Raw genomic sequence first — 18,018 nt, 5'->3', positions numbered from 1 at the left:
GACCTCGGGACCGTTCCACGGAACGCAGCGCGCGTCCTCAGGGACTGATCGCCGGATATCCCTTGCTGCGCAGCTGCTCGAGCACCCGCTCGGCATGGTTCTGCCCCCGGGTCTCCAGCTGGAGCTGCACACCGACCTCGGCGAGCCGTAGTCCGGGGCTGGTGCGCGAGTGCACCACCTCCATGACGTTGGCTCCGGTGTCGCCGATCACCGACAGCAAGGTCGCCAGGGCGCCGGGCTGGTCGGGGATCGTCACCGCGACCGGCAGGTAGCGCCCGGCCAGGGTCATGCCGTGCTGGATCACCTTGCCGAGCAGGAGCGGGTCGATGTTGCCACCGGAGAGCACGACCACGACGGGGCCCTCGAAGGCCTCGGGCGCGTCCATCAGGGCGGCCACGCCGACCGCGCCGGCGGGCTCGACGACCAGCTTGGCCCGCTCGGCGAGGGCCAGCAGCGCGCTCGAGATCGCCTCCTCCGAGACCGTACGGATCTCGTCGACGTAGGCCTGGATCATCGGGAAGTTGGTCTCCCCCGGCAGGCCGACCGCGATGCCGTCGGCCATCGTCGGCATCTTGTCGAGCCGGATCGGGCGGCCCTCGCGCAGAGAGACCGGGTAGGCGGCGGCGGTCTCGGCCTGCACACCGATCACCTTCACGTCGGGGTGCTTCGCCTTGATCGCGAGCGCGGCACCGGCGAGCAGGCCACCACCGCCGAGCGGGATGACGACCGTCTTCACGTCCGGCGTCTGCTCGAGGATCTCGAGCCCGATCGTGCCCTGGCCCGCGACGACGTCGGGGTGGTCGAAGGGGTGGATCATCACGGCGCCGGTGCGCTCGGCGAAGGCCATCGCGGCCTCGAGGCACTGGTCGACGTACTGCCCCTCGAAGATCACCTCCGCGCCGTAGGCGCGGGTGGCCTTCTCCTTCGGGATCGGCGCGCCCTCGGGCATGAAGACGGTGGACGGGATGCCGAGGGTGGTCGCGGCCAGCGCGACGCCCTGGGCGTGGTTGCCCGCGCTCGCGGCCACCACCCCGTTCTTGCGCTGCTCCTCGGTCAGCCGGGCGATGCGTACGAAGGCACCGCGCGCCTTGAAAGAGCCCGTACGCTGCAGGTTCTCGCACTTGAGGATGACCGTGTCGCCGATCATGTCGGTGAGCCAGCGGGCTCCCTGGACAGGCGTCTCGGTGATGTGGTCGCGCAGCAGCTCGCGGGCCTCGAGGATGTCCTCGTACGTCGGCTGACCATGCATCTCAGGCACTGCCTGCTCCTGGGCTCGGCGGGGGTGGGGAGGTCGGGCCGTTGGCCGGCAACGCAGGTGGCGGCGCCGTCGGCGCCTGGGGCGACGCCGGGGCGGTGGCGGTCAGATGGTTGGCCACCGCGTTGAGGGCGGCCACCAGCGGCACGGCCACGAGGGCACCGGCCACGCCACCGAGCACGATGCCGGTCGCGACCGCGAGGATGACACCGAGCGGGTGGACCCGTACCCAGCGGCCGAGCAGGAACGGCTGCAGGCCGTGGGCCTCGAGCTGCTGGACCAGGATCACGCCACCGAGCATCAGCAGCGCCGTCAACGGGCCCTGGGAGACGAGCGCGACGAGCACAGCGACCGCGCCGGCAACTGTGGCACCGATCAGGGGGACGAACGAGCTCAGGAAGACGAGCACGCCGATCGCCGCCACGAACGGGACCTGCAGGGCCGCGGCGATGACCATGATGCCGACCGCGTCCACCGCGGCCACGATGACCGTGGCCCGGGTGAACTGAGTCAGCGACACCCACGCGACCCGGCCCGAGCTGTCCATCCGGCTGCGCGCGGCCCGCGGCGCGAGCCGGACCAGCCAGCCCCAGATCCGCTCGCCCTCGGCGCAGAAGAAGTAGGTGGAGAAGAGCACGATGAACAGGCCGGCGAAGACGTCGAGGGCGACCCCGCCGACCTCGCTGACCCGGGAGAACGGGTTGGAGGCGTACGCCGCGGCCCAGTCCTCCAAGGTGGTCTGCACCGTGTTGAGCCAGGTGTCGATCTGGGTCTCGCTCGCGTTGAACGGGCCGTTGATCAGCCAGTCGCGGATCTCGTCGAGCGCCTTGACGGTCTGCCCGGCCAGGTCGTTGAAGCCGTTGGCGACCTGCGTACCGGCGAAGCTCAGCATGGCGATGACCACCACGAGCACGCCGATCACCACGAAGAGTGCCGAGATGCTCCGCTTGAGCCCTATCCGGGCAAGGCCGTGGACGACCGGGGAGACGAGCGCGGCGATCAGCAGCGCGATGACCACCGGGACCACGACGATGCTGAGGAAGCCGAGAGCGCGGACGATGAGGTAACCGGCGGCGACGATCACCAGGAACCGCCAGGCCCACTGCGCGGACAGCTCGACGCCATAGGGAACGTAGGTGCGGCTGACGGCCTTGGGCGACGTCACCGGCTCGGGGGCGGCCAGCTGCTCCTGGCGCTCCTCGCGCAGGCGCTCGAACTGGTTGACGAGCCGCAGCGCGAAGTTCTCGGCCGACTCACGGGCCTCCGCAGCGGCCTCCTTGGCCACCTCGGCCGACTCGCGCGCGTCGGCCTCGTCCTGGGCGAAGCGCTCCGCCTCACGCGCCTCTCGGCTGCGTCTGAACGCGCCCCTCATCCGCTCGAGGCCATCCTTGGCGCTCCGCTTCTCGGCACCGGGAACATCCCCCTGATCTGTCACCTGACAGAGGCTACCGGGAAGGTGTGAGGTGGGTCGCAAGGCGCCTTGCCGTCGCGGGATGTGACCTCGCGAGCAGGCCCACCGCGGCGAGCACATAGTCGCCGTCGACCGCCCGCAGCGGCGCCTCCGGGAGCTGCCATCCGCCGCGAGCCGACCAGCGCATCACCCGCTCCTCGATGCCCCGGCGACCGTGCCGGAGTACGCCGCCGGAGCCGATCACGACGCCGACCCGGCGGAGGTCGGTGCCGGTGCGCTCGATGACCTTGCCGCCCGGGGCCAGGACGACCCGGGACCGGCCCGCGTGCCGCTGCAGGGCCGTGGAGATCGCGATCCTCGCCAGGAGCTCGTCGATGTCTCTGTCCTGCTCGGTGCGCGGCAGCCAGCCAGGGTGGTTGCGCCGATGCTCGACCTCGCCGGAGAGATCCGACTCGGCGAGACTCGGGTCGGAGTGGTCGGCCGCGGCGAGGGTCGTGGTCGCCGACCAGCGCATGCCCAGATCGCCCTCGACGGTCCGGGTCACCGGGGTGACGGCGACGACCTCCTCGCGTACGTGCTCCGCCTCGGGGTCGGGGCGGACCACGCTGTGCACGTCGGTCGTGGCGCCGCCGACGTCGACGACGACCACGTCCTCGCCGAGCACCTCGGCCAGCGTCTCGACTCCCTGGAGCACGACATCGGGGGTCGCCCCCTGCACGATCCGACGGAAGTCGGCGCGGCTGCTGAGGTTCTTGCCGCCGATCACGTGCTCGAGGAACATCTCCCGGACCGCCGCGCGGGCGCTCTCAGGCGCAAGCACGCCGATCTTCGGCACGACGTTGTCGCAGGTCACATGGGGAACATCGGCCAGGATCTCGTCGATCTCCGAGTTCGCCTCGCGGTTGCCCGCCACGACCACCGGTCCACGCCAGCCAGCCGCGGCCAGCTCGCGCGCGGCCGAGACGATGGCGTCCCGGTTGCCCCCGTCGGTGCCGCCGGTGAGCAGCACGAGATCAGGGGTTGTGAAGCCAAGGGTGGCCCCTAGGTCACTCTCGTCTTCACGATCTGCGGTCGCGACCACCGCGACGACCTTGCCGCCACTGGACAGCGCCACACGCCGCCCGGCCTCGGCGGTCACCAGCTCCTCGTTGCCGACGACGGCGATCCGGAGCCCACCACCCGCAGAGGAGCAGGCGAGGATCTCGGCGCCGACCGCCCGGGAGTCCTTCTCGGTGAGAGCGGCCAGGCAGGCGTCGTACGCCTCCATCACCTCGTGCAGCGACGTCGGTGCGCTCGCGGTCCCGAGGATCTCGCCGGAGACGAGGTCGACGTGGAGCGCCTTGGTCCAGGTGGAGCCGAAGTCGACGCAGACGGCGGTCTGTGGCGGGTCAGCTCTGGTCAAGGGCCTGCTCGAGGTCCGCGACCAGGTCCTCGGCGTACTCGATCCCGACGGAGAGCCGGACCAGGTCGGCCGGCACCTCGAGGTCGGTGCCCGCGACCGACGCGTGCGTCATCCGCCCTGGGTGCTCGATCAGGCTCTCGACACCGCCGAGCGACTCGCCCAGCGTGAAGATCTTGGTGCGCTCGCACACCGCGAGCGCAGCGGCCTCGCCGCCGGTGACGCGGAAGGAGATCATGCCGCCGAACCGCTTCATCTGCTTCTGAGCGGTCGTGTGGCCGGGGTGCGTCTCCAGGCCCGGGTAGATGACCTCGCCGACCTTCGGGTGCGAGGTCAGGAAGTCGGCGACGCGTTCGGCGTTGTCGCAGTGGCGGTCCATGCGTACGGCCAGGGTCTTGAGGCCACGCAGCGTCAGCCAGGCGCCGAACGGGTCGGCGATCGCGCCGGCGGCGTTCTGGAGGTAGCCGATCTTCTCGGCGAGCCCGTGGTCGCGGACGATCACGGCTCCGCCGACGACGTCGGAGTGGCCACCGACGTACTTCGTGGTGGAGTGCACCACGACGTCGGCACCGAGGGTGAGCGGCTGCTGCAGGTAGGGGCTGGCGAAGGTGTTGTCGACGACCAGCAGCGCGCCGGACTCGTGGGCGACCGTGGCCAAGGCGGAGATGTCAGCGATGTTGAGCAGCGGGTTGGTCGGCGTCTCGACCCAGACGACCTTGGTCTTGCCCGGCTGGATCGCGGCCGCGACCGCGTCGACGTCGGCGACCTGGGCGGGCGTGTGCGCGATCCCCCACTGGCTCTCGACCTTGTCGATAAGCCGGTGGGTGCCGCCGTAGGCGTCGTCAGGGATGACCATGTGGTCACCGGGCCGCATCAGGCTGCGGATCAGGGTGTCCTCAGCGGCCAGACCGGAGGCAAAGGCGAACCCCTTCTCGCCCTCCTCGACCGCCGCCAGCGCGCCCTCGAGCGCGGTGCGGGTCGGGTTGGCGGAGCGGCTGTACTCATAGCCGTTGCGCAGGCCGCCGACGCCGTCCTGCTTGTAGGTCGTGGTGGCGTAGATCGGCGGGATCACCGCACCCGTCGTCGGGTCGGGCTCGTAGCCCGCGTGGATCGCCTTGGTCTCGAAACCGGCCTTGCCGAGGTGCTGCTGCTCGCTCACACGCCGAGCCTACGTCCGATCCCACCTCGCCGCCCATCCGGGAACGTTCGCGCGTCGAACTGTGTTGGAGACTGGTAGCAACCCTGACTTTCTGGAGGTCACTCATGTTCGGTCGACCGACTCAACTCTTCCCCGCGGACCGCACCCTCGCCGGGCGCGACCAGGCCCTCTTCGACCTGCCCGCCAAGCACCGCGTCCTGGGCACTCCGCTGCTCGCCTCCCCCGAGGACGGGACCGCACCCGAGGGGGCTGAGGTGGCGTACTTCGGTCTCGGCTGTTTCTGGGGAGCCGAGGAGATCTTCTGGCAGACGCCGGGGGTCTACTCAACCGCCGTCGGTTATCAGGGCGGCACCACGGCCAACCCGACCTATGACGAGGTCTGCAGCGGTCAGACCAACCACACCGAGGCGGTCCGGGTCGTCTTCGACCCCACCGTGGTCTCCTACGCGGACCTCGTCAAGAAGTTCTTCGAGGTGCACGACCCGACGCAGGGGATGCGGCAGGGCAACGACGTCGGTACGCAGTACCGCTCGGCGCTCTACTACGTCTCCGACGCGCAGCGGGAGACCGCTGAGGAGCTGACCAAGGTCTACGGCGACGAGATCGCCCGGCGTGGCTACGGCGAGATCACCACCGAGATCCGCGAGGTCCCGACCTTCTACGCCGCCGAGCCCGCGCACCAGCAGTACCTGGACCGCGTGCCCAACGGCTACCGCTGCCACGCGAACACGGGCATCGCCTTCCCCACGAACGCCTGAGGTCAGGCCAGCGGCAGATACATCACGTGGAGGCCGACCCGGCCGTGCGACGTCGAGTCGAACGCGTCCGGGACGGTCCCGATGATCTGGAACCCGAGGGACTTCCACAGGCGTACGGCGGTGGTGTTGGTCTCCACGACCGCATTGAACTGGATGCCGTGGAAGCCCTGCTCGCGGTGCCAGTCCACGCAGTATTCGCCGAGGGCGCGGCCGACGCCCTTTCCGCGGGCGTTCGGCGAGACCATGAACGAGGCGGTGCCGATGTGGCTGCCGCGGCCGGGGCGGTTGGGTCCCATCTTGGCGCTGCCGAAGATCTCGTCGCCCTCGACCGCGACGACCACGTGGTCATACATCCACAGGTCCTTGGCCTCCTCTGAGGTGAGGCCCTCGGGGTAGGCGTAGGTCTCCCCCGCAGCCACGATCTCGGACCAGAACGGGTAGATCTGCGGCCAGTCCTCGGCCGTCGCTTCGCGGATCTGCATCAGAGGTCGACCTTTCCGTCGATGGCCTCGCGCATGAGGTCGGCGTGGCCGCAGTGGCGGGCGTACTCCTCGATCATGTGCACCAGGATCCAGCGCAGGCTGATCGGATGGCCGTCGCGGCTCCTGCCGGCCGCGATCTGGTCGAGGGACCCGGGGGTGTCGGTGAGCTCGTTGGAGCGAGCGATCGCCTCGCGGAGCAGCGTACGCAGCGCCTCGGGGTCGTCCTGGGAGGCGCTGGTGAAGTCCCAGTCGGGGTCCTCATCCCATGGCGCGGTGTCGAAGGGCGGTATCTCGCCGGTGCCGGCCAGGCGTACGCCGAACCAGATGCCCTCGACGTACGCCATGTGCTTGAGGATCCCCGCCAGCGTCATGGTGCTGGGCGGGAAGGGGCGGTTGAGCTGCTCGTGGTCGAGGTCCGCGACCTGCCTGAGCAGGGTCGCCCGGTAGAAGTCGAGGAACGTGCGCAGGGTGGTGGACTCGTCGGCGACGAACGGGGCGCCGGTCGGGTGTCGGGTGTCCTCGAAGAGTGCCTCGGTCATGGGCGCCAACGTAGCGGCGGCGAGTTTCCTCGGCGAATCACTTTCGCGAAACTGAAACGCGTTCTAGATTTGGGCCATGCCCCACGCTCCCAGAGGTCCACAGAGTCCCGAGAAGCCGCTCAGAGTCGTCGTCTGGTCCACCGGGACGGTGGGTCGTCATGCGATCGCGGGAGTCGATGCGCATCCGGACCTGGAGCTGGTCGGGGTCTGGACCTCGACGCCGGCGAAGGCAGGCCAGGACGCCGGGGAGCTGGCCGGGCTCGGACGTACGCTCGGGGTGGCGGCGACCACGTCGCGCGACGAACTGCTGGCGCTGAAGCCGGACTGCGTCGTCCACGCGGCGATGACCGACGACCGGGTCTTCGAGGCGATCGAGGACCTGACCGGGCTGATCCGGGACGGGGTCAACGTCGTCTCCTCCGGGCCGGTCATCCTGGTCCACCCGCAGGGGACGCTGCCGGACGAGATGATCGAAGGCATCCACGAGGCCGGGCGCCAGGGCGGTGCGTCGCTGCACGTCAACGGCATCGACCCGGGCTTCGCCAACGACGTACTGCCGCTCGCGATGACGTCGCTGTCCCAGCGGATCGACCACCTCCGGGTCAGCGAGATCGCCGACTACTCGACGTACTTCCAGCCCGTCGTGATGAAGGACCTCTTCGGCTTCGGGGGCTCGCTGGAGGACAAGCCGTTCCTGTGGGAGCCGGGCGTACTGAGCACCGCATGGGGCCCCGTCGTCCGCGTCCTCGCCGCAGGCCTCGGGGTGACTCTCGACGAGCCGCTCGCCGAGCACGTCGAGCGCCGTCCGGCGGTCAAGGACACCAAGACCGTGTCGGTGGACATCGCGGAGGGCACCCAGGGCTCCGTACGCTTCACCGTCACCGGCAGCGTCGACGGAGTCCCCCGCATCACCCTCGAGCACGTCACCCGGACCGACGCGGAGTCCGACCCCGACTGGCCCACCCCGGCCACCGGCGACGGCTGCTACCGCATCGAGGTCACCGGCGAGCCGTCGATGACCGTCGAGTTCAGCCACCACGGCGAGCACGGCGACCACAACGTCTCCGGAATGATCGTCACGGCCCAGCGCCTGGTCAACGCCATCCCCGCCGTAGTCGCGGCCGCCCCCGGCCTCGTCTCCCCTCTCGACCTCCCGCTGATCACCGGCCGCGGCCTGGTCACCGGAACCAACTGAAGCCGAGGCGTCAGCCACGTCGGCCGAAGCGTCACCGTGCTGCCCACTCGGCCGACGCGCGTGACGTCTCGGCCGACGGGGGCGACTTCTCGGCAGGAAAGGAAACCAGATGAGCATTCTTGATCGATTCAGACTGACCGGCCACGTGGCTGTGGTCACCGGAGCGGGGCGCGGGATCGGGGCGGCCACCGCGGTGGCGCTGGCCGAGGCCGGGGCGGACGTGGTGATCGCCTCGCGCACCGAGAAACAGCTTCGGGAGGTCGCCGAGAGGGTCGAGGCGGCGGGTCGGCGGGCGCTGGTGGTGCCGGCGGACCTGGCCGATACGGAGGCGACTGCGGGGCTGGCGGCGACGGCGTACGAGGAGTTCGGGCGTCTCGACATCGTGGTCAACAACGTGGGCGGGACGATCCCGAACACGTTCCTCGACACCGACGAGGGCTACCTCGAGGAGGCCTTCCACTTCAACGTGACCACGGCGCACGCGCTGACGCGGGCGGCGGTGCCGTACCTGGTGAAGAGCCCGGACGGGCAGCAGTCGGTGGTGTCGATCAGCTCGATGATGGGACGTACGGCAGGGCGGGGCTATCTCGCCTACGGCACCGCCAAGGCGGCGCTGGCGCACTGGACGCGGCTGGCCGCGACCGACCTGGCGCCGCGGATCCGGGTCAACGGCATCTTCGTCGGCTCGGTGCGGACCAGTGCCCTCGAGTTCGTCGCGGGCGACGACACCATGCGCGGCGAGATCGAGTCGAAGACCCCGCTCGGGCGCATCGGCGATGCGGAGGACATCGCCGCCGCCGTCGTCTATCTGACCTCCCGGGCCGGGCAGTTCGTCACCGGGAAGATGCTCGAGGTCGACGGCGGCACCGAGGCGCCGACGCTCGACCTCAAGCTCCCGGACGTCGGCGCCTAGCCGGTGCCTAGACCGTGACGTCCTTGTGCCAGGACTCGGTGACGTAGTCGGTCACCCAGCCCATCGACTTGTAGAGCCCGTCGGCACCGGTGGGGCTGTCGGCGTCGACCTCGAGCGAGACCCGGTCACGGCCCCGCTCGAGGGCGTCGCCGATGACGGCGTAGAGCAGCCCCTTCGCCACCCCGCGGCCGCGGGCGTTGCGGTTGACGCCGATGTACTCGACGTACGTCCCCTCGACCCCGGCCGCATTCGCGGGCAGCACCGAGGCGACCAGCGTGCCGGCGGGCAAGGTCTCGTCCACATACGCGAGCCACCAGTGGTCCCAGCGGTGACCCGGGTCCTCGCGGAGGCGCTGTACGAACTCCGGGAAGCTCTCCCGGTAGGAGTTGAAGTGGTCCTGGAAGGACTCCTCCAGGGTCTGGTGGACCGTCTGCAGGTCCGCCGCGACGGGCATGCCATTCTCGTGGGTCTCGACCGGGCGGATCGTCACACCTTCGCGGAGCGGGGGCACCGTCTCGTCGGGCAGCACCGGCCGGCTCATGTGCAGCCAGGTGCGCTTGTTGGTGAACTCCGCTGCCGCCAGCCACTCCCGCTGCACGGTGTCGTCGGCGAACGGGCTGGCGTCGAGGTGGGACTCGGTGATGCCGCGCAGCTCGGCCATCGACCGGGCCTGGTCCTCGAGCCACGCATAGAGCCCGGCCGCGACCTCGGCGGCCTGGGCGATGGTGCGGTCGACGTAGAGGTAGACAAGGGTGCGGCCGGCAGCGCGGTCGTGGGCGATGGCCCAGGCGCGGACGTCGCCATCCGGGTCGATCGCGACGAGCTGCTGGCGGGTCCAGGAAGCGGGGCCGGCGATCTCGCCGGTGATGGCGTCGGCATCGACCTTTCCGGAGCCCTCGAACGGCGTCTTGTCGGCCGCCCGGAGCCTCAGCAGGGCGGGCAGATCGTCGAGGTCAGGGACCTTCGCCGTCCAACCGGTAGGGAGTTCCACGGGCGTCTCGCTATGGTCGCTCACCCGTCCATTCTCCCAAACGGTGTCAGCGGTCGACCCAGCGGTCCGCGCCTGGGACCAGCGAAGATGCACCCGCGGTGAGCTCGGCGAGCAACGATTCGAGCCGTTTCTCGTCCTCCGGAGGCGCCCCGATCCGCAGGGTCACCGCAGCCCCGTAGGAGGTGTCGAGGACGGCCACACCGGACGATCGCAGGTCGGTCTCGAGGCGGCCTGCGGCGTCGTACGGCACCCCGATCTCGTACTCCCGGACGAGCTCGCGCCGGCGCGTCCCGACCTCGTCGAGCGCAGTCCGGACCGCGTCGGAGTACGCCCGGACGAGACCGCCCGCGCCGAGCAGCGTTCCGCCGAACCAGCGGGTCACGACAGCGACCGTGTCGGAGACGCCTGCGCCGCGGAGCACCTCGAGCATCGGCGCCCCAGCGGTGCCGGCCGGCTCGCCGTCGTCGTTGGAGCGCTCGACCGGCTGCGGCGGCGGGCCGATCCTGAAGGCGGAGCAGGTGTGGCGGGCATCCCAGTGCTGCTTGCGCAGCCGCTCGACGACCGCCCGCGCGTCGGCCTCGTCCTCCACCCGAGCGAGGGTGCAGAGGAACCGCGACCGCTTCTCCTCGATCTCGGCGGCTCCGTCGCGGCCGATAGTCAGGTAGTGCATCTCACCCCAACCATCATCACCACAGTCCGAGCACGCTGCCGCCGAGACGGATGATGAACCCGGCGACCACGACGATGAAGAAGACGCGTACGAACCCGGCGCCCTTGGCGACCGCCGTCCGTGCCCCGAGGTAGCCGCCGATCAGGTTGCACACGCCCATCACCAGGCCGGTCTTCCACAGCACCGCGCCTTGCGGGATGAAGACGACAAGGGCGGCGAGGTTGGTGGCGACGTTGGCCATCTTCGCCTTCGCGCTCGCCTCCAGGAAGGAGTAGCCGAGGAGGCCGACGAGCCCGATCACCAGGAAGCTGCCGGTCCCGGGCCCCAGCGCGCCGTCGTAGAAGCCGACCGCGAACCCGACGATCATCGCGCCGATCAGATGCCGGTGGCCGTCGTACCTCAGCTCGGTCGCCTCGCCCAACGACGGCTTGAAGAGCACCCACGCTCCGACCAGGATCAGCGCGATCAGGACGATGGGCTCGAAGACCGACTCGGGAAGGTACGAGGCGACGCCCGCCCCCAGAGCAGAGCCCGCGAACGCGAGGATCATGAGCGGGATGAACGTCTTCGGGTCCGGGCCCACCCGCCGGTAGTAGGTCGCCGCGCTGATCGAGGTGCCGAAGATCGAGGCCAGCTTGTTGGTCGCCAGGACCTGCACCGGCGCGGCGCCGGGAAGGAAGAGCAGCAGCGCGGGGAGCTGGATCAGTCCGCCTCCGCCGACCACCGCGTCCACGTATCCAGCGGCCAGGGCCGCGAGAGCGAGAAGGGCAAGTACGTTCAGCGTCTCCTCGGGCACGAGCGCAGATTACGCGGCGGGATGCTCACCGAGTTAACTCGGTCGACGTGTGGTTACCTCGTGGAACTCCGCGAGGGAAGTGGGCGCTCACCGAGTTACCTCGGTGAGCATTCAGCCGGCCCACCAGCCGCGGCCACCGAACGCATCGGGATAGCCGCCGTAGGAGTTCGACGTACGCCGCGCAGTCCTGTCACCCAGATAGGACCCGACCACGGCGGCGCCGAGGTCGTCCAGCTCGGGCGCGACGACGCGGCCCTCGACGCGGCGGGCCATGGAGTCGATGAAGCGGGCCAGGCCTGGATCGTCGCCGAGGCGGAAGAAGGTGGTCTGGGCGCCGAGGCGGCGGGAGTTCTCCAGCTCCTCGACGGACCTGGCGATCGTCACCGGGTGGGGCGGGTAGGAGAACCAGACGTCGCCGCCCTCCTCCAGGTGGGCGGTGGGCTCGCCGTCGGTCACGATCAGGAGCACCGGCTGGGCGCCGGGGTGCTTGCGGAAGTGCCGGTTGGCGAGCAGCAGCGCGTGGTGCAGGTTGGTGCCCTTGTCCCAGATCGCGTCGAGGGCGGTCAGCTTCTCGATCTCCATCGTCTGGGCGTAGCGGCCGAACGAGATCAGCTGCAGGTCGTCGTTGCGGAAACGGCTCTTGATCAGCGTGTGCAGCGCCAGCGCGGTGCGCTTCATCGGCACCCAACGGCCATCCATCGCCATCGAGAAGCTGGTGTCGACTAGAAGGGCGACCGCTGCCTGCGTACGGGCCTCCGTCTCCTGCACCTCGATGTCGTCGACACTCAGCCGCACTCCGGGCCCGCGTCGGCCCTCGCCGACCTCGCGGATGACGGCGTTCGTGATCGTGCGAGGTACGTCCCAGGGTTCGGTGTCGCCGAAGGCCCAGGGCCGCGAGGAGCCGGAGAGGTCGCCCGCCGCGCCGGCGCGCTGCAGGTCGCGTTCGCCCTGCCGTCCGGAGAGCCGCTGCGCGACATCGCGGAGCAGGGCCTTGCCGAGCTGGCGCATCGCCTTCGGGGTCAGCCGGAGGTCGCCGTCGGAGCCGCGCTCGAGCTGGCCGGAGTCACGCAGCGCCTGCTCGAGCTCCTGCAGGGTGCGCGCGTCGACCGCGGCCTCGTCACCGAGCTGACGGGAGAGGGCGTCGAGGTCGATGTCGTCGAGCCGGGAGCCGGCGTAGGACTGCTGGAGCTGCTCGGAGAGCTGGTCGAGCTCGGCGATGTCCTGCAGCACACCGGTGCCGTCACCGAGGCCCAGACCCTCGCCGCCGCCGAACTCCTCGGAGCCGTACCAGTCCTCGCCGGGACGCGCCGCCTGCAGGTTGGCGTCGAGCTGTGCCATCTGCTCCATCAGCGCGGGCGATCCGAAGGCCTGCCGGGAGAGCTCCATCAGCTCGCGTCGTTGCTCGGCCGACATCGAGTTGAGCATCCGCTGCGCGGCCGCCGAACGCTGCGCGAGGGTGTCGAGCAGCTCGTCGATGTTCTGCGGGTTCTCGGGGAAGTGCTGGCCGTGCTTGGCCATGAACTCGTCGAAGTCCTCGGGGGTGTCCTCGCCGCGGTTGTGCTTGTCGAGCAGCGTGTTGAGGTCACGGAGCATCTCCACGATCGCCTCGCGGTCCTCATCGGTCGCCCCCTCGAGCGCCTGCTTCATCCCGGCGAACCGCTGGTCGAGGAGCTCGCGGCCGAGCAGGTCCTTGATCTCCTCGTAGGCCTCGCGGGCCTCGCGTGAGGTCCAGTCGTAGGAGGAGAGCTCGCTGACCGCGGCGGCAGTGTTCGGCGAGAGGTTGTCGATCTGCATCTCCCGGAACGCGCGGTCGCCGTCGTCCATGGTGACGTCGCGGGCGAGCTGCTTGCGCTCCTCCAGGACCGCCTTGTCCAGCAGCTCACGCACCTGCTCGAGCGTGCCGTCGAGGTTGTGGCGCTGCAACATCTCTCGGCGCCTCTCGGCGACCTGGCGGGCGAGGTCGTCGAGGCCGCGCTGGTCCTGTCCCCCGCGCCGCAGGAACTCCCGCATCGCCCGCTCGGGCGAGTAGCCGGACATCACGTCCTCGCCGATCGCGTCCAGCGCCTCGGCGATGTCGACCGGCGGCGCGAGCGGGTCACCCCCGGCGTACTTCTTGTAGCGGCTCATCACTGCCCCGCTCGGTCTGTTGGTCTCGACACGCCTCCGCCTAGCGGCTCCGTCGGCTCGACCAGCGGCGACTGCTCAGCCATAGATCGTCTCGCCACCCTCAGTGTCCTTGCCGATCTTCCTCGCCAGGAACAGGCCTTCCAAGGCCAGCTCGATGGCGCTGGCGAGCTGGCCGTCGTTCTTGGGGCCGCCGGTGGACTCGTAGACGCGGTCGCCGATCTGGTCGTAGAGGTCGGACTCACCCAGGACGGGGAGGCCGGCCAGGAAGTCGCCGGCAGCGACCTTGGTGCCGGTGGTGACCATGCGGCCGTCCTCGATGGCGTCGATGAGCAGCGCGAAGTCGAGGCCGCGGAAGGACTTGCGGACGGTCTCGGCGATGGCCGTACGCAGCAGGTGGGTGAGGATCTCGGCCTCCCGGCCCTCCTCGCCGGACTCGAACTCGATCTTGCCGGAGAGCACCTCGACGGCCGTCTCCAGGTCGACGATGCGGGCGACCGCGTCGGCCTCGCCCAGGACGGTGGCGCGGTGCAGCGCCGAGGCGGCGACGGTCTCGGCGCCGGCGATCGAGAAGCGCGCCGAGACCCCGGAGCGCTGGTCCACCGCGGAGGACGCCCGCAGATGACGGGTGAAGACGGCGAGGATCTCCAGGAGATGGTCGGGTATGTCGGCGACCAGGGCGGCCTCCTGCCGGATGACCGCCATCTCCGCGTCGAGCTCGCGCGGGTAGTGGGTGCGGATCTCGGCGCCGAAGCGGTCCTTCAGCGGGGTGATGATCCGGCCGCGGTTGGTGTAGTCCTCCGGGTTCGCGGAGGCGACCACGAGCAGGTCGAGCGGCAGCCGCAGCACGTAGCCGCGGATCTGGATGTCGCGCTCCTCCATCACGTTGAGCATCGCGACCTGAATCCGCTCGGCGAGGTCGGGCAGTTCGTTGATCGCGACGATGCCGCGGTGGGAGCGCGGGATCAGGCCGAAGTGGATGGTCTCCGGGTCGCCCAGCGAGCGTCCCTCGGCGACCTTCATCGGGTCGACGTCGCCGATCAGGTCGGCCACGGAGGTGTCGGGCGTGGCCAGCTTCTCCGAGTAGCGCTCGGAGCGGTGCTTCCACGCGATCGGCAGCGCCTCACCAGCCGTCGCTGCCAACCGCTGGGAACCCACGCTGACGGGCTCATAGGGGTGCTCGCCGAGCTCGGAGCCCTCGATGACCGGGGTCCACTCGTCGAGCAGCCCCACCAACGTACGCAGCAGCCTGGTCTTCCCCTGGCCACGCTCGCCCAGCAGGACGACGTCGTGCCCGGCGATCAGGGCACGCTCGAGCTGCGGGATGACGGTGTCCTCCAGCCCGTGCAGCCCGGGCCAGGGGTCCTCTCCGGCTGCCAGCTTCGCCAGCAGGTTGTCGCGGATCTCCTCGCGGAGCGACTTGAACACATGGCCACTCGCGCGAAGCTGGCCGAGGGTGCTGATCGTGGGTGCGGCAGTCACGGACGCAACGCTACGCCGCCGCCCAACCCCTGGGCGGCCTCGGCGTCGACGTCCCGATCCGCGGATGCGGAGGACCCGACGCTGGCGAGCAGCTCCTCGACCCGCTCCCGGGTCAGCGCGGTGCGGTCGAGCTCCCCCACCTCGTCCAGGATCACGACGACCTCGTGGAGCGTCGCCCGGGCCTGCGCGAGGCGGTCGGTCTCGCGTTCGACCACGGCGCGGCGTACGAGGACGTTGGCCTCACCCCACCGGTTGCGCTCCTCGAGGCGGTGGGTCAGCTCCAGCCGCAGGTGGGTCTCGGCCTCGGCGTAGCGCCGCAGGCCGATCAGGGCGTCGACCAGGGTCATCCGCGGCGAGGCGGAGGAGTCGACGTCGACCGACGCATAGCCGATCTCCTCCTGGACCAGCCGCACGGCGTCCTCGTAGCGCTCCATCCGGACGTAGACCTCGGCCAGCCCGATCAGGCTGGCGCGGGCACGGTCGGCCATCCCGGCCCGGTCCGCGACGGCGTACGCCTCCTCGAGGACCGCGACGGCCTCGTCGAGGGAGCCGGTCATGCTCAGCGCCTGGCCGCAGTTGGACAGCGCCATCTCCAGACCCGCAGCGGTGCCGGCCTCGCGGAACACCTCCGCGGCGCCACGGAACTCCGTGATCGCCCGCGTCAGGTCGCCGACCCGCGCCCGACTGATCCCGAACTGGTTGCGGATGTAGGCCGCGTCGACGTGCTGACCCGCGCGAAGGGCAGCGTCGAGGCCGAGCTCCTGGAGCGGGATGGTCTCGGCGGGTGGGTGCCGCATCGAGAGGCTGAACATCTTGTTGACCAGCTGGTAGGCGGGTTCCAGCAGCCCGGCGCGCACGGCGAGGCGTACGGCACTGCCCATGGTCAGCCACTCCCGGTCACCCCAGGCGCGGGCCTGCTGCGAGGTGGCGAAGCTCAGCGGCGTCACCCCGTCGACGACGGGGTCGAGGCTCATCAGCCGGAAGGACCGGCCGTCGGCCTCGGAGGCGGCGACCAGGGAGTGGGTGTACCAGCTCACCAGCCGCAGCAGCGCCTCGCCGGACTCCTTCTCCGAGCCCATCTCCAGGGCGTAGTCGCGGATCAGGTCGTGGAGCACGAAGCGCCCGGGCCGGTGCTCGCGGACGAGGTTGGCGTCGACCAGCTTGTCGACCAGGCGGCGGGCGGCGGCGATGTCGACGGCGAAGAGCGCCGCCATCGCGGGCATCCCGATCTCGTGACCCGGACGGAGGCCGAGGAGGCGGAAGGCACGCCGCGACTCCTCATCGAGGGAGTCGTAGGACCAGGAGAAGACCGCGCGCAGGTCGGAGATCGGGTCGAGCGGCGCCTCCAGCGCCGCCAGCCGGCTGGTCTCGCCGTCGAGCTCGGCGACCAGGTCGGTCAACGAGAGGTCGGGGTAGCGGCTGCAGCGCTCGGCCGCGACGGCGAGAGCCAGGGGCAGGTGTCCACACCGGTCCGCCAGGGCGCGTACGTCCTCCTCGTCCGCCGTCCGGTCGATGAGCCGCTGCCTCAGGAAGGCCGCCGACTCCGCCGGGGCGAGCGTGTCGAGCGCGAGCCGTCGAGCCCCCTCGCGGGTGGCCAGGCCACGCAGCTGGCTCCGGCTGGTCACCAGCACCAGCGAGTCCCCACCCGGCAGCAGCGGTCGCACCTGGGTGGAGTCGCGAGCGTTGTCGAGCAGCAGGAGCATGCGCCGCTGCGCGAGGGTCGTACGCAGCAGGGCGGATGCCGCATCCACCTCGGCCGGCACCGAGGCGGCGTCGACGCCGAGCCCGATCAGCAGGGTCGTGAGCGCCTGGGCGTGCGAGAGCGGCTCGCCAGGTCCGAAGCCGCGCAGGTCGATGAAGAGCTGACCGTCGGGGAAGTGCTCGGTCCGGGCACGCGCCCAGTGCACCGCGAACGCGGTCTTGCCCACCGCTCCGATGCCGTGCACGGCGACCACGCTCGGACAGCCGGCGTCGTGGGAGATGGTCACCGCGTCGAGCAGCCGGAGCTCGGCCTCACGCCCGGAGAAGCTGGGGATGTCGGCCGGGAGCTGTCTCGGGATCATGTCCTCCTCCGAGACGCGCTGCGCGGGCACGGTCGCCTGGCCCTGGGAGACCTCCGGGGCCGGCGAGGAGCCGGCCAGCAGCCGGGAGAACGTGGAGCGCAGCTCCGCGCTGGGATCGGCGCCGAGCTCGTCGGCCAGCCGCGCCCGAACCTCCTCATAGGCCTCCAATGCCTCGGCCGTACGCCCCGCCGCGTCCAGCGCGTCCAGGAGCACCACCCACAGGGACTCGCGCAGCGGATGGTCGCCCACCACCCGGCGCACGTCGGCGACCGCCTTCGCGGCTCGGCCGGCGGCGATGTCGAGCTCGGCGCGGTGCTCCAGCGCGGCAAGGTAGCGGTCGACCAGCCACGGACGGGTGCGCTCTGCAAGGGAGTCCCCGGAAGGCTCGTCGAACGGCTCGGCGCGCCACAGCGCGATGGCCTCCTCGAGCCGGTCGTAGGCCTCCGGGCCCTCGGCCGCGTCGAGCAGGTCGATGAAGGCGAGCGCGTCCACCGAGGAGCGCGGCAGGTCGAGGATATAGCCGCCGGCGGCGCGGCGTACGACCTCCTTGCCGAGCACGCGACGCAGCCGCCCGATGTAGGTGTGCAGGCTGCCGCGCGGGTTGTCGGGGAGCTCCTCGCCCCAGATCCGGTCGGCGAGCAGGTCTGCGGAGACCGGGGTGCCGGCCTCCAGGGCCAGCAACGACAGCAGCGTCCGAGGGCGTCGCCCCGGGACCTCCACGGGCTCGCCCGCGCGCGTGACGATCAGGGGCCCCAGCAGACAGATGTTCACATCCGTCACC

15 protein-coding genes are annotated in these 18,018 nt (G+C 70.7%); 3 read left to right on the top strand and 12 right to left on the bottom strand.

Translation table 11 applies throughout. The features are described from left to right. Nucleotides 1-37 precede the first annotated feature (37 nt). From ilvA to AB0F44_RS18015, 4 genes are read right to left on the bottom strand one after another with little or no spacing between them, the layout of a single operon-like run. Complete coding sequence (gene ilvA, locus AB0F44_RS18030; RefSeq protein ID WP_357357818.1) at nucleotides 38-1,249, bottom strand: threonine ammonia-lyase; 1,212 nt, start codon at nucleotides 1,247-1,249, stop codon at nucleotides 38-40. A 1-nt stretch (nucleotide 1,250) separates the two neighbouring features. Then, nucleotides 1,251-2,690, bottom strand: a complete 1,440-nt coding sequence (locus AB0F44_RS18025; RefSeq protein ID WP_357357680.1) for an AI-2E family transporter — start codon at nucleotides 2,688-2,690, stop codon at nucleotides 1,251-1,253. Nucleotides 2,691-2,700: 10 nt separating this feature from the next. After that, on the bottom strand, nucleotides 2,701-4,068 hold the full coding sequence (locus AB0F44_RS18020) for a glutamate mutase L (RefSeq protein WP_357357678.1): 1,368 nt from the start codon (nucleotides 4,066-4,068) through the stop codon (nucleotides 2,701-2,703). After that, complete coding sequence (locus AB0F44_RS18015; protein ID WP_357357676.1) at nucleotides 4,055-5,224, bottom strand: cystathionine gamma-synthase; 1,170 nt, start codon at nucleotides 5,222-5,224, stop codon at nucleotides 4,055-4,057. Before AB0F44_RS18015 ends, AB0F44_RS18020 begins: the two co-directional genes overlap by 14 nt. Before the next feature lie 104 nt (nucleotides 5,225-5,328). Between AB0F44_RS18015 and msrA the strand changes: the two genes are divergently transcribed. Continuing rightward, nucleotides 5,329-5,982 (top strand): peptide-methionine (S)-S-oxide reductase MsrA, encoded by a 654-nt coding sequence (gene msrA / locus AB0F44_RS18010; RefSeq protein ID WP_357357674.1) that lies wholly within the window; start codon nucleotides 5,329-5,331, stop codon nucleotides 5,980-5,982. A gap of 2 nt (nucleotides 5,983-5,984) precedes the next feature. On the opposite strand, the gene AB0F44_RS18005 is transcribed toward msrA, so the two are convergent. After that, nucleotides 5,985-6,464, bottom strand: a complete 480-nt coding sequence (locus AB0F44_RS18005) for a GNAT family N-acetyltransferase (RefSeq protein WP_357357672.1) — start codon at nucleotides 6,462-6,464, stop codon at nucleotides 5,985-5,987. After that, nucleotides 6,464-7,003: a DinB family protein gene (locus tag AB0F44_RS18000; RefSeq protein WP_357357671.1), complete on the bottom strand. Its 540-nt coding sequence runs from the start codon at nucleotides 7,001-7,003 to the stop codon at nucleotides 6,464-6,466. The genes AB0F44_RS18005 and AB0F44_RS18000 overlap by 1 nt, the downstream gene beginning before the upstream one ends. 76 nt (nucleotides 7,004-7,079) lie before the next feature. Between AB0F44_RS18000 and AB0F44_RS17995 the strand changes: the two genes are divergently transcribed. Next, the gene (locus tag AB0F44_RS17995; protein WP_357357669.1) at nucleotides 7,080-8,198 is read left to right on the top strand and encodes a diacylglycerol kinase; all 1,119 of its coding nucleotides are present in this window, start codon (nucleotides 7,080-7,082) and stop codon (nucleotides 8,196-8,198) included. Between the two features lie 109 nt (nucleotides 8,199-8,307). After that, the gene (locus AB0F44_RS17990) at nucleotides 8,308-9,111 is read left to right on the top strand and encodes an SDR family oxidoreductase (RefSeq protein WP_357357667.1); all 804 of its coding nucleotides are present in this window, start codon (nucleotides 8,308-8,310) and stop codon (nucleotides 9,109-9,111) included. Nucleotides 9,112-9,118: 7 nt separating this feature from the next. Here AB0F44_RS17990 and AB0F44_RS17985 read toward each other — a convergent pair whose 3' ends face one another. From AB0F44_RS17985 to AB0F44_RS17960, 6 genes are all read right to left on the bottom strand, one after another. Next, entirely contained in the window at nucleotides 9,119-10,102 is a 984-nt protein-coding gene (locus tag AB0F44_RS17985; RefSeq protein ID WP_357357665.1) for a GNAT family N-acetyltransferase, read from the bottom strand. 46 nt (nucleotides 10,103-10,148) lie between these two features. Next, the gene (locus AB0F44_RS17980) at nucleotides 10,149-10,772 is read right to left on the bottom strand and encodes a YigZ family protein (protein WP_357357663.1); all 624 of its coding nucleotides are present in this window, start codon (nucleotides 10,770-10,772) and stop codon (nucleotides 10,149-10,151) included. A 16-nt stretch (nucleotides 10,773-10,788) separates the two neighbouring features. Then, complete coding sequence (locus AB0F44_RS17975; protein ID WP_357357662.1) at nucleotides 10,789-11,568, bottom strand: TSUP family transporter; 780 nt, start codon at nucleotides 11,566-11,568, stop codon at nucleotides 10,789-10,791. Nucleotides 11,569-11,679: 111 nt separating this feature from the next. Next, nucleotides 11,680-13,695 (bottom strand): VWA domain-containing protein, encoded by a 2,016-nt coding sequence (locus AB0F44_RS17970; RefSeq protein WP_357357660.1) that lies wholly within the window; start codon nucleotides 13,693-13,695, stop codon nucleotides 11,680-11,682. 75 nt (nucleotides 13,696-13,770) lie between these two features. Continuing rightward, nucleotides 13,771-15,174, bottom strand: a complete 1,404-nt coding sequence (locus tag AB0F44_RS17965; protein WP_357357658.1) for an ATP-binding protein — start codon at nucleotides 15,172-15,174, stop codon at nucleotides 13,771-13,773. Continuing rightward, nucleotides 15,171-18,017 carry a BTAD domain-containing putative transcriptional regulator gene (locus AB0F44_RS17960; RefSeq protein WP_357357656.1) on the bottom strand — a complete coding sequence of 949 codons (2,847 nt, stop codon included), beginning with the start codon at nucleotides 18,015-18,017 and terminating at the stop codon, nucleotides 15,171-15,173. The genes AB0F44_RS17965 and AB0F44_RS17960 overlap by 4 nt, the downstream gene beginning before the upstream one ends. Nucleotide 18,018: the final 1 nt, after the last annotated feature.

The organism is Nocardioides sp. NPDC023903 (genome assembly GCF_040639295.1).
In the GTDB taxonomy this organism is placed as follows: Bacteria; Actinomycetota; Actinomycetes; order Propionibacteriales; family Nocardioidaceae; genus Nocardioides.
The sequence above is the reverse complement of the archived record's forward strand: the minus strand, read 5'-3'. Positions and strand labels throughout refer to the sequence as shown.

Excerpts from the sequence above, each read along its gene's own strand:
- ilvA (WP_357357818.1), bottom strand. The coding sequence starts at position 1,249 with ATGCATGGTCAGCCGACGTACGAGGACATCCTCGAGGCCCGCGAGCTG.
- msrA (WP_357357674.1), top strand. The coding sequence starts at position 5,329 with ATGTTCGGTCGACCGACTCAACTCTTCCCCGCGGACCGCACCCTCGCC.
- AB0F44_RS18005 (WP_357357672.1), bottom strand. The coding sequence starts at position 6,464 with ATGCAGATCCGCGAAGCGACGGCCGAGGACTGGCCGCAGATCTACCCG.
- AB0F44_RS18000 (WP_357357671.1), bottom strand. The coding sequence starts at position 7,003 with ATGACCGAGGCACTCTTCGAGGACACCCGACACCCGACCGGCGCCCCG.
- AB0F44_RS17995 (WP_357357669.1), top strand. The coding sequence starts at position 7,080 with ATGCCCCACGCTCCCAGAGGTCCACAGAGTCCCGAGAAGCCGCTCAGA.
- AB0F44_RS17990 (WP_357357667.1), top strand. The coding sequence starts at position 8,308 with ATGAGCATTCTTGATCGATTCAGACTGACCGGCCACGTGGCTGTGGTC.
- AB0F44_RS17980 (WP_357357663.1), bottom strand. The coding sequence starts at position 10,772 with ATGCACTACCTGACTATCGGCCGCGACGGAGCCGCCGAGATCGAGGAG.
- AB0F44_RS17970 (WP_357357660.1), bottom strand. The coding sequence starts at position 13,695 with ATGAGCCGCTACAAGAAGTACGCCGGGGGTGACCCGCTCGCGCCGCCG.